This is a genomic window from Roseateles sp. P5_B10, from assembly GCF_056400485.1.
In genome coordinates this window covers 1-11079 of sequence record NZ_JBFULE010000119.1, presented here as the reverse complement: position 1 = coordinate 11079, position 11079 = coordinate 1, and the positions used below count along the sequence as shown (strand labels likewise).

Genomic DNA, 11079 nt, shown 5'->3' with positions numbered 1-11079 from the left:
GCCAGGTCAGGCGCACGCCGCTGTCGGAGACCTGCTCGACGCGCCACTGGCCGTCGATGACGTCGCCGCGCTTGGCACTCAGCGCCTTGTTTGGGCCGGTCAGCAAGGCAACCTCGACCGCCTTGGCGCCCTCGCCTTCAATGACGCGGCCGATCATCTGGTAGGGCGCCGGCGGCGCGACTGGGGGCGGCGGTGGTGCAGCAGCGACCGGGGCTGGCGCCGGTGGAGGCGGCGGTGGCGGCGGGGGTTGCCAGGCAGCCAGTTGGGACGCGGGGGCCTCGGCCCAGGGTTGGCGGGCGCCGTCCACCGGCGCAGGCGCGGCAGAGGTTGGCGAAGCGGTGGCAACCGGGCGACGGGCTGGCGCTGCGACCGGCGTCACGGCCTCGTCATCGGGGCGCGTCGCCACCCAGGCCGTCGCGGCCAGCGTCGCGACGAGCGCGCCGCCGAGGGCAAGTTGACGGGGCGACGTCGGCTTCATGGCGCAGCCCTTCCGTGCAGCGACCACTGCAGTTCGGCATCGACATCGGCCGCCATCGGGCTGACACGGCGCAGCTTGACCGAGTCCAGGCTCAGCGCCGGATCATGTTCGAGTGCCGCGGCAATGAAGCGCCGCACCTGGCCGTAGCTGCCGGTGACCGGCATGGTCACGCGCAGCCGCTCCAGGCCCTCGGACGTGGACAGCCGGTGCTCGGTGCGCGCGCCGTTCAGGTCCAGGCGGATGCTCAGTTCCAGCAGGTCGGCAAGGCGCTGCTGGCGGCTGCTCGATGGTGGCAGCGTGGCCTGCCATTGCTGCACGCTGACCGGCGCGGACGCTGCCGCCACGGCGGGACGGGCCTTGGCACGCAGCTCGCGGGCCTCGGTCTGCAACTTGACGGCCTGAGCGTCCCAACGCTGGCTGAGCACGACGGCGACCACGGCAAGGACCAATGCCGCCAGGCCGGCCAGGCCGGGCCAGCCGAGCGCCTTGACCGGAGCCTTGATGAAGGCGGGCCGCTTCACGAACCGCCTCCGGTCGCCACGCGGGCATTGATCTCGAAGCGCTGGCCAACCAGGCCCGTCTCGGCGGCCGAGAAGCGCGACAGCACGACCTGGCGCCAGCCCGGCGTCGTGCCAAGCTGCTCGGCCAGCTGCAGGGCCAATAACTTGTCGGGCGTCAGGCCTTCCAGGCGCAACTCGCCGCGGCCGGCGTTGGCGTCCATGCCCAGCCAAGCGATGGTCTTGGCCTCAGCGCCCGCGGTCTCGACACGGGTCAGCAGTGGCTCCCAGGGCATGGCCAGCAAGGCGCGGGCTTCATTGGCCGAGCGGTTCTCGGCCGGTTCGGCGCGGCCGCGCGCGGCGGGCTTGGGTACCGATGCCGGGCGCAGCGTGGCGACGCGGTCGCGCGCGGCCTGGGCGACGTCGAGGCCGCGATGGCTGTCGACGGCACTCCATGCGGCCGTGGCCAGCACCAGAGCGCCGGTTGCGGCCAGCGGCCAGGCCAAGGGCGAGCGGCCACTGCGCGGCAGGAAATCAGGCTGCGGCGTGACGGGGCCGGGCTGGGGAATGAGTTCGTCGGCGGGCGTGCCGACGGCGAGAGGCGCGTCGCCACCGAGATCGGCGATCTGCTGTACGCGGCGCGACTGCAGGCCGGTGACATGGCCGCGGTCGAGCTGGATGACGACCGAAACATCGCCCTCATGCCAGACCGCACGGCCCGAGCCGGCGCGCGTCGCGGCCGGCAGCGAGGCCAGCCAAGCAGCCCAGGCCGGCCGCACGGCGGCGAGGCGCACGTTCGCAGTCTCGGCCTGGGTGCGCAGTGCGGCCAGGTCCAGCCCATGCAGAGCGGACGCGCCAGCCGTCTCGCCCAGCTTCCAGGGTGCAATCGCAAAGCGTTGCGCAGCGCTGCCGAAGTAATGGGCGAACTGCTGCTGGGCATAGGCCTGCACGGCGTCCAGATCGGCCAGCGGCAAGCCCGGCTCGGTGACCAGCTCGTGCAGGGCACGCGCGCTGACGACCACCTCCACGGCCGTGCCCGGCAGATCGCGGCACCAGGCCGCGAACTCGTCCCCGCCGGGCGTGACGAAGAGCCGCCGCGGCTTGGCCAGGCGTGCGGCGATTTGCCGGCGCAGGCGCTCACTCATCGAGGGTGACACGTTCCAGCTCCTCGAAAGTGGTGTCGCCGCGGCAGACCGCCGCCAGCGCCATCTCGCGCAGCGACTTCATGCCGCGGGCCTTGGCGGCCGCCTTGATCTCGGACATCGGCGCGCGCGCGGCAATCAGGTCGCGCAGGCCGTCGTCGAGCTTGAGCAACTCAGCCACCGCGCGCCGGCCTTTGTAGCCGGTGCCGCGGCAGTGGCCGCAGCCCTCGCCCTTCAGGAAGTTGCCGTTGATGACGCCATGTCTTGTCAGGGTCGCGGCATCGGGCGTGAACGGCCGGGCGCAATGCTTGCACGTCAGGCGAACGAGCCGCTGGGCCAGCACGGCGTTCAGCGCCGAGACCACGTTGTAGAGATCCAGCCCCATGTGCATGAAGCGGCCGATGACATCAAACGCGTTGTTCGCATGCACGGTACTGAACACCAGATGGCCCGTCAGCGCGGCCTGCACGGCGATCTGCGCCGTCTCGGCGTCACGGATCTCGCCGACCATGACGCGGTCGGGGTCGTGGCGCAGGATGGAGCGCAGGCCGCGCGAGAAGGTCAGGCCCTTCTTCTCGTTGACCGGGATCTGCACCACGCCGCTGAGCTGGTACTCGACCGGGTCTTCAATCGTGATGATCTTGTCGGCGCCGGTGTGGATCTCGGCCAGCGTCGCATACAGCGTCGTCGTCTTGCCGGAGCCGGTGGGGCCGGTCACCAGCAGCATGCCGTGGGGCTGGCGGGCCTGGTGGCGGATGGCGGCGCGCTCGTCGTCGCCAAAGCCCAGCGAATCGAGCGTCAGCGCGCCGGCGCGGGCGATGGCGGCGCGGTCCAGGATGCGGATGACGGCGTCCTCGCCGAACACGCTGGGCATGATGCTCAGGCGGAAGTCGATCTCGCGGCCCTGCACGCGCAATTTGAAGCGACCGTCCTGCGGCAGGCGGCGCTCGCCGATGTCGAGTTCGGCCATGACCTTGAGGCGCGACACCAGCTGCTCGGCCACCTGCGGGCTCTCGACCTGGCGCACCACGGCCATGACGCCATCAACACGGAAGCGGATCATCGCGCCGCGGGCCGTGCATTCGATGTGGATGTCCGACGCCGTGTCCTGCAGCGCGTCGTAGATGGTGGCGTTGAGCAGGCGCACGACGGGGCTGGCCTGCTCGCTCAGCGCCAGCGCCGACAGCTCCTCGGTGTGGTCTTCAATGGTGGTCAGCGCATCCTCGACGTCAGACAGCGCGCGGAAGTCGGCCTCGCCGGCGCCCAGGAAATGGGTCACCGCTTCGGTCGACGCACGCTGCCRACCCACCGGCGCATTCAGCCGCGACTCGACGCTCTGCAGCAGCATCGCGTCCTCATCGCGCTCGGCAAGCAGCACGCGCCTGTCGTCGGCGCCCACGGCCAGCACGGCACGCCAGCGCTGGGCCTGGGCTTGCGGCCACTGCTCGAAGTCCAGGTGCCAGGGGCCTTGCTCGGCCGGCAGCCAATCCGCCAGTGAAGTCGTCATTGGACCTGCTCCACCAGCTGGAAGATCGGCAAGTACATCAGCACGATGATCCCGCCGATCAGCACGCCCATGATCAGCATCAGCGCCGGGTTGACGAGGCGGGACAGCAGGTCGGTCAGCCGCGCTGCCTCTTCGTCGTGGAAGGCGGCGGCGCGCTCCAGCATGGCCGCCACCTCGCCGCTGCGCTCACCCACGCGCAGCATGCGTCGGGCCACCGGCGTGGCCAGGTCCTGCGAGTCAAAGGCGGCCGACAGCCGCTCGCCGCGCTCGATCTGCGCCGCTGCAGCCTGCACGGCAGCGCGCCAGGGTGCCGCGACCACGTCGACCACGATGCGCAGCGCCGCCAGCGCCGGCACGCCCGAGGCCAGCAGCATGGCCAGCGACCGATACAGCCGTGCCAGCGCCAGCACGCGCAGCCGCGGGCCCAGGCCGGGCAGCGTCCACAGCGCGGCCTGGGCGCGCTGGCGCACGATGGGCTGGCGCAGCAGCGTGAAGATCGCAAAGCCCACGGCTGCGATCCCGCCGATGACGAGGCCGGGATGCGCGCCGGCCGTCTGGCCGAACTCGATCAGCACACGCGAAGCCCACGGCAGGTCGGCGCTGGTCTGCTCCAGGATGCCGGCAAAGCGCGGCAGCACGTAGAGCAGCAGGAAAAGAATGACGAGGGAGCCGACACCGAGCAGCATCAGCGGATAGACCAGGGCCGCGACGAGGCGCGAGCGCAGCGCATCCACCCAGGCCAGGTAGCGTRCATGCTGGGCCAGCGCGGTCGACAGCTGGCCGGTCTTCTCGTTGGCCGCGACGATGGCGCAGATCAGCTCATCAAAGGCCTGCGGCTGCTGGCGCAGCGCGACCGACAGCGGCTGGCCCTGCTCGATCTGGGTGGTGACGGCGTCGAGCGCCGCGCGCACGCCGGGCTGGCCTTCCTTCTCGCGCAGCGTGCTCAGCGCTTCCAGCAGGGCGATGCCGGCGTCCAGCAGCACGGCCAGTTCCTGGCTGAAGAGCTGCAGGGGGAATTTGGCGTTACGGCGCCAAGGCTTCGCAACTTCGCTGGCGGCGGCCACCTCGCGCACCTCCAGCACATGCTGGGGCGATACGCCGAGCACAGCGGCCACGGCGGCGCGGTCGGGAGCCTCCACGCGCTCGGTGCTGACGGCACCGGCGCGCAGCACGCGGGTTTGGAATTGGGGCATCACCAGGACGTCAGATCGGCGTCCTCACCCTCGCCGCCGGGGCGGCCGTCCTTGCCGAAGCTCAGCAGGTCGTATTCGCCATGCTCGCCGGGGCTGCGGTATTGGTATTCGTTGCCCCAGGGGTCCTTGGGCACGGCCTTGGACAGGTAGGGGCCGGCCCACTTGGGCTCGTCGGCCGGCCGGGTGACCAGCACGGCCAGGCCCTGATCGGTGCTGGGGTAGCGGCCGACATCCAGGCGGTACTGGTCCAGCGATTTGGTCAGCGCGTCGATCTGGGCGCGGGTCGCCTTGACCTCGCTCTTGCCGATCTGGCCGAAGAACTTCGGGCCGACATAACCGGCCAGCAGGCCGATGATGACCATGACAACCAGCAGTTCAAGCAGGGTGAAGCCGCGCGGGCGGGCAGAAAAGGGGCGGGACATGGTCGGGCAGGGTACAGCGGGAGGGCGACTGTTCAACGGCGGGCGCCGCAGGGCAATCGGGATTTGACCGACCCGCATTCTCAGGGGCCGCTCACGAGGACTGGGCCAGCGTACAGGTATTGCCGGCGTTGTCCGTGCAGGGGCCTTGCCAGCGGATGCGTGTCGCCGCGGTCGGCGGCAGCGGTGCGCGGCCGTCCAGGGTCTGGCCCCGTACGCCGGTGAAGCTGGCCAGCGTCGTCCAGGTTGAGCCCTGCAGGTATTGCAGGCTGTAGCGACTGCCCGGCCGCAGGCTTCGTGTTTTGATCTGGTATTCGCCGGCGACGATGGCAAAACTGGGCGTATCGCGGAAGGGCTGGGCCAGCGGTTCGCCGACGAACAACCCCTGCCCCGGCCACTGCACCGCCTTCCAGTAGGCCTCGATGGCCGTTGCGCCGCGCCAGTACTGGTCGATGAGGACCGAGGCGCGCGAGAACTTCTGCTGCAGGTTGCAGGGCTCCTCCACCGTGCCGTAGCTGGCGGTTGCACCCGCGTCCAGCCAGGCCGTGATGGGCATCTGGCCGCCGCCCGAGGGCAGCACGCCGCCCGTTGAGGTCAGCGTGTCGGCCAGGGCACCGGCGCGGAATTGCAGCGACGACAGATTGGCGACGCTGCTCAACCCCGTCAGGTAGAACAGCATGCCGCTCTTGCTGGACAGCGCATTGGCGCTGGCCGGGCCGGCACTGTTGTCGACATAGTTCAGCGCCAGGGCGCCGCTCCAGGCCGCCGGCAGGCCGGCGAAATCGTTCCAGCGCGCGCTGCGGTCGTCGTCCGTCGTGCGCACCAGCCAGCCCTCGCCGGCTGGCCGGCTGCCATCGGCCGCAACGCCGCGGTTGATCAGCGCCTGGGCGGCCGCCAGCGTGCGTGCACCCAGCAGCATGGAGGGGCGCATCTGCAATTCGGCTTGCGGCCGGCGCGCCTCGCTGTCGTAGAGCGGCGAGGCGGCCGTGTTCGCGCAGGCCTCGGTCAATGGGCTGGGGTTGCAGTAGCGCGTGTCAAAACCGAAAGCCATCGCGCTGGTGATGCCCATGCTGCAGGCGCCAGTGACCCGGCTGGGGGCAGCCCAGGTCAGCAGCGTGGCCTGGATGCCGGCCGGCAATCTGGCATCGATGTCGGATTTCAACAACGCAAAGTCGGCCGCGGAAATCGCGTCCTGGGCTGTATTAACCCTTACGCGGATCAGATTCGCCGCCGGCACGCCACGCGCTGCCAGATAGGCGGCGCCGACGGCCTCGCTGAGGACATCACCCTCGGCCACGATGACGGCCAGGTCGGCGGGCGACAGGCCGTTGGCGGGCAGGGCCAGCGTCAAGGTCTGCCCCATGCCACCACCCCCGCCGCCGTCCCCTCCCGTGCCGCCGCCTCCGCCGCCGCAGGCACTCAGCAAGGTCATCAACAACGGCGGCAGCAAGCGGTTCAAAGAGCTCATGGGGGCCATTCTTGCAGCGCAGGTCGACCGTTAGTTGCGCACAATTTTGGTGCCTGCCCGCACCTTTCGCGGCCAGAGAACCCGGGCTTACCCCAGTGTCGTGCACCGTGGCGGGGCAATACATTTTCAGCACTCGACGCGGTTCCGGGCTCTGGTTCAGGACCGCCGGGCGGGTTGTGAGGAGACAAGACAAGCGCCAAGCGCACATGGTTGCTTCGTAACCCCGAAGACAATCCACCGGCCACCAAGGCACCCCTTGGTGGCCGTTTTCTTTGTGGGGCCGAAGGCTCCGGGGGGATGGCGATTGACCGGGCATCGAGCCCGGTCAGCATCGCCAGACGGGCCGGCTCGGGAGCGGCCCAGCGCTCGGCCCGATCAAGACACGACGGCCACGTTGCGCTCAGTGATAGAACCGAAGACATGCTGGAACTTCTGACCGTCGCCCTCGCCTCCCTGCTCGCAGGCTTCATTGACGCAGTAGCCGGCGGCGGCGGCCTGGTGCTGGTACCGGCGCTGTTCAGCACCTTCCCAAATGCTGCGCCAGCCACGCTGCTGGGCACGAACAAGGGCGCGTCCGTGTGGGGCACCGGCTGGGCGACGCTGCAATATGTGAAGCGGGTCGACCTGCCCTGGAAGCGCCTGATGCCGGCGGCGGTGCTTGCCGGCGTGGGCAGCTTCGCCGGCGCCTGGGTCCTGACCCTCGTCAGCGCCGACGGCCTGCGCAAGGCCTTGCCGCTGGTGCTGCTGGCGGTGCTGATCTACACCCTGGCCAAGAAGGACCTCGGCCGCGAGCACAAGCCGCGTTTTGCGGGCCGAGCCGAGGTGCTGGTGGCCGGCGGTATCGCGCTGGCCGTGGGCTTCTACGACGGTTTCTTCGGCCCCGGCACGGGCAGCTTCTTCGTCTTCCTGTTCGTGCGGCTGCTGGGTTACGACTTCCTGCACGCCTCGGCGACGGCCAAGCTGATGAACCTGCTGACGAATGCGTTCGCGATCGCCCTGTTCGTCAGCAAGGGCCACATCTGGTGGCAGGTCGCGGCGGTGATGGCGGTAACCAACGTGGCGGGCAGCCTGCTCGGCACCCGGCTGGCCCTGAAACATGGCGCCGGCTTCGTGCGCGGCGTCTTTGTCATCGTCGTCGGCGCTCTCATCCTCAAAACAGCCTGGGACGCCTTCTTCCGCTGATCTACCATCAAGCATTCCCTAGCGCCCTTATTCACCATGCCCGTCGATCCTCAACTGCGCAATCTGGACATCGAGATCCCGACCCAGCCCGAGGTCCTGGTCAAGCTCTCGCTGCTGATGGCAGCCGAGGACATCGACCTGCAGGCCATGTCCTCCCTGGTCGAGACCGACATGGCCCTGGCGGCCGCCGTCATGAAGGCGGTCAACTCCTCGCTGTACGGCCTGCGCGGCCGGGTGYAGACCGTGCACCAGGCGCTGACCTACCTGGGTATGCGCGAGGTCGCGGCCATCACCTTCGAGATGGGTCTGCGCGCCGCCTTCCCAGCCGCAGCCGAGCTGGAGCAAGTCTGGTCGCGCGCCTCGCAGCGTGGCCTTCTGATGGGCCGCATGGGCCAGATGCTGGGCGTCGACCCCTGGGCCGCCCACTCGGCCGGCCTGTTCGAGGAATGCGGCAAGGCGGTGCTCTATCGTCATGCGCCGACGCACTACCCGGCCATGCTGCGCGCCGCCCCCCGCGATGCCGAACTGGTGGAGCTGGAGAGGACGGCTTTTGGCGTCAGCCATGACGCACTGGGTGCGGCCCTTTGCGAGAGCTGGGGCCTGGCCCCGGCGGCTGTGGCCAGCGTGCGCTATCACGTCGAGATCCAGGCCTCGCTGACCATGCCGGAAAGCCTGGCCCGGCGCAGCGTCGCCRCCATCTCGACGGTCGCCTGGGCCCTGCTCGGCCATCCGGACCAGCTCGATGAGATTGCCAGTCAGATCGCACCCCAGGCGCAGCTGGACGAGACCCTCGTGTTGCGCGCGGCCCGCCGCGTCAACGAGCAACTGCTGGCTGCTCAAGAACACGGTCGCTGAAGCGTCCGGGCCGAGCGCCGGGCCGCTCCCAAGCCGGCCCGTTTGGCGATGTGCTTGCGGCTCGAAGCCGCAAGCATCGCCGTCCCCTCGGGGGCTGAGGCCGGACACATTACGCCCAGTGGGCGYGATGTGCCTGCCGAAGAGCTGCGGCACTGCCGCAGCGCGGTCTGCAAGACCGACCAGGTTGGCGCGCGTTCAGCGCCGCCAGACTGGGCGAGGGGCCAGTGGTTTCAGGCCGCGAGGCTGAGCCGGTCTCGCCCGGCGTGCTTGGCGATATAGAGCGCCTCGTCAGCCGCCTGCAGCAGCGCTTGTGCGCTCAGATACGGATGGGCCGGGCTGGCCGCCGCCAGGCCGACGCTCAGCGTCAAACTGCCCTGGCCATCCGGCAGGCGCAGCGCCCGMAGTTCATCCCGCAATGACTCCAGCACGCCCTGGGCCTCGGCCATGCCGAAGCCGGGCAGCAGGGCGACGAACTCCTCGCCGCCCAGGCGGGCGACGACATCGGTGTCGCGCTTGAAGCGCTCGCTCAGCAGGCTCGCGACGCGCTGCAAGGCCGTATCGCCGACGGCCGTGCCATGGATGAGGTTGAACTGCTTGAACTGGTCCAGGTCCAGCACCGCCAGCGCCAACAGGCCTCGCAGCCGCTGGGCCCGCTTGAATTCACGGCGCAGGGCCTCGTCGAAGGCGCGTTGGTTGGCGATGCCGGTCAGCGCATCGATGCGTGCGAGGCTGGCGAGCTCGCGTTGGTTGGCCTCCAGGGCGCTGTGGGCCTCCTGCAGCAGATGACGCTGCTGGGCCAGCTCGCGCCGGAGCTCGCGGGCGGCCTGGTCCTGCTGCCACAGCGAGCCGCGGGCGCGCAGCATGGCGTGGCCGATACGGTCCAGCTCGGCGGCGAGGCCGGGCGTTGGCACAGCGGCTTCGGGCGTCAGCGGCACCGGGGCCGATTCCATGGCCTCGCAGCCGGCCGCCAACCGGCGCAACGGCCGCAGCAACAGGGCCTCGATGAGGATGAGCTGGGCGGCGCTGAGCAGCAGCACCAGCCAGGCCGTGCGGGCCAGCCCCTCGGCCGGAGACTCGTAACTCCCCAGGCTCCACTCGAAGACGGCGACGATGGCAGCGGTCAGCAGGGGCACCGCGAGCGTCAACCGCAGCCGCAGCGAACCCAGCCGGCGCGTGCTGACGTGGTTCAGGGGTTCGGCAAGGGAATCGGTGCTCATCGGTGAGGCGGACTGCGGAACAAATTGTCACGGCCGCAGCGCGCCCTGTGCAGGCTGTTGTCTCGGGGTTTGTCAGGGGTCGCGACGCCTCGAGAAACCCAGGTGGCTTCGCTCCCTCAGTAGGGCACCTGATCCGACGGGTACTTCCAGAAGTCCTTCAGCAGATAGTTCATCGGCAGGTTCAGCGCCTTGTTCTTGGGCGGAATCGGCTTCATGAACCAGCGCTCGTAGATGGCGTGCGCCTCATGGCTGGTGATGAGGCGCTTCATCTCGTCGTCAACGATGGCCTTGAGCTCCGGGTCGTTCTTGGGCAGCACGATGGCCAGGGGCTCGATGGTCAGGAACTTGCCGACGACGCTGAACTTGGCCGCATCGGGCCGCGCCGAGACGATGCCGTAGAGCAGCACGTCGTCCATGACGAAGCCATCCGCCTGGCCGGCGGCCAGCATCTCCATGGCCTTGGCGTGATCGGGGGCTTCGATGATGTTGATGTGCAGGGCGCGCTCGTTGTTGGCCTGGGTGATGGACTTCAGCGGCGTCGTGCCTTTGGTGGAGACCAGCGTCTTGCCGTCGAACTGGGCCAGCTCGGCAATGCCGCTGTCAGCCCTGACGAGGTAGCGCGCACCGGTGATGTAGTGCGGCACCGTGAAGGCGACCTTCTCGCGGCGCTCGGCGTTGTTGGTCGTCGAGCCGCATTCCATGTCGGCCTTGCCCTCGGCCACCATCTGGATGCGGTTGGCCGGCGTCACCAGCAGGAATTGCGGGTTCAGCGTGCTCATCTTCAGCTTCTTGCGCACGCCTTCGGCAAGCTTGAGGCAGAGATCCACCGCATAGCCGACCGGCCGGCCATCGGGCAGCAGGTAGCTGAAGGGCACGGACGACTCGCGATGCGCCAGCACGATGCGGCCGCTGGCCTGGATGCGCTCCAGCGCCGGGCCGGCTTCGGCCGTGGCAGCAGCGCCGAGGCCGGCGGCGAAGGCGAGGAGGAGCGGCGACAGGGTTTTCATGGCTGAGCCATTGTGATCCAGACCCTTGGAACCGACCCATGCGAAGTTGGTGTCGGTTGATGCTTGCGGCCCCCGGCCCAACAAGCCGCAGCGGCATCGTTCACGATGCAGCGG

11 protein-coding genes are annotated in these 11079 nt (G+C 69.5%); 2 read left to right on the top strand and 9 right to left on the bottom strand.

What is annotated here, in order from left to right; all coding sequences use genetic code 11:
• The 7 genes from AC1DU6_RS10570 to AC1DU6_RS10540 all read right to left on the bottom strand — a co-directional run.
• Positions 1-478 (bottom strand): hypothetical protein (locus AC1DU6_RS10570; protein WP_477857083.1); only part of this gene is annotated, 478 nt, incomplete at its 3' end.
• Positions 475-999: a hypothetical protein gene (locus AC1DU6_RS10565; protein ID WP_477857081.1), complete on the bottom strand. Its 525-nt coding sequence runs from the start codon at positions 997-999 to the stop codon at positions 475-477. The genes AC1DU6_RS10565 and AC1DU6_RS10570, both read right to left, overlap by 4 nt.
• Positions 996-2132, bottom strand: coding sequence for a hypothetical protein (locus tag AC1DU6_RS10560; protein ID WP_477857080.1), 1137 nt, complete (start codon positions 2130-2132; stop codon positions 996-998). The genes AC1DU6_RS10565 and AC1DU6_RS10560 overlap by 4 nt, the downstream gene beginning before the upstream one ends.
• On the bottom strand, positions 2113-3624 hold the full coding sequence (locus tag AC1DU6_RS10555; RefSeq protein ID WP_477857078.1) for a GspE/PulE family protein: 1512 nt from the start codon (positions 3622-3624) through the stop codon (positions 2113-2115). Before AC1DU6_RS10555 ends, AC1DU6_RS10560 begins: the two co-directional genes overlap by 20 nt.
• Entirely contained in the window at positions 3621-4817 is a 1197-nt protein-coding gene (locus AC1DU6_RS10550; protein ID WP_477857076.1) for a type II secretion system F family protein, read from the bottom strand. Before AC1DU6_RS10550 ends, AC1DU6_RS10555 begins: the two co-directional genes overlap by 4 nt.
• Positions 4817-5239, bottom strand: coding sequence for a type II secretion system major pseudopilin GspG (gene gspG, locus AC1DU6_RS10545; RefSeq protein WP_457319882.1), 423 nt, complete (start codon positions 5237-5239; stop codon positions 4817-4819). The genes AC1DU6_RS10550 and gspG overlap by 1 nt, the downstream gene beginning before the upstream one ends.
• 91 nt (positions 5240-5330) lie before the next feature.
• Positions 5331-6704 carry a TIGR03790 family protein gene (locus tag AC1DU6_RS10540; RefSeq protein ID WP_477857074.1) on the bottom strand — a complete coding sequence of 458 codons (1374 nt, stop codon included), beginning with the start codon at positions 6702-6704 and terminating at the stop codon, positions 5331-5333.
• A gap of 423 nt (positions 6705-7127) precedes the next feature.
• On the opposite strand from AC1DU6_RS10540, the gene AC1DU6_RS10535 reads away from it, so the two are divergent.
• Together AC1DU6_RS10535 and AC1DU6_RS10530 are read left to right on the top strand one after the other, a co-directional pair.
• Entirely contained in the window at positions 7128-7886 is a 759-nt protein-coding gene (locus AC1DU6_RS10535; protein ID WP_457319888.1) for a sulfite exporter TauE/SafE family protein, read from the top strand.
• Positions 7887-7922: 36 nt separating this feature from the next.
• A complete protein-coding gene (locus AC1DU6_RS10530; protein WP_477857072.1) occupies positions 7923-8741 on the top strand; it encodes an HDOD domain-containing protein in 819 nt (272 codons plus the stop codon).
• 230 nt (positions 8742-8971) lie between these two features.
• Here AC1DU6_RS10530 and AC1DU6_RS10525 read toward each other — a convergent pair whose 3' ends face one another.
• Both AC1DU6_RS10525 and AC1DU6_RS10520 read right to left on the bottom strand, forming a co-directional pair.
• On the bottom strand, positions 8972-9958 hold the full coding sequence (locus tag AC1DU6_RS10525; protein ID WP_457319878.1) for a GGDEF domain-containing protein: 987 nt from the start codon (positions 9956-9958) through the stop codon (positions 8972-8974).
• Positions 9959-10074: 116 nt separating this feature from the next.
• On the bottom strand, positions 10075-10965 hold the full coding sequence (locus AC1DU6_RS10520; protein WP_457319877.1) for an amino acid ABC transporter substrate-binding protein: 891 nt from the start codon (positions 10963-10965) through the stop codon (positions 10075-10077).
• Positions 10966-11079 lie beyond the last annotated feature (114 nt).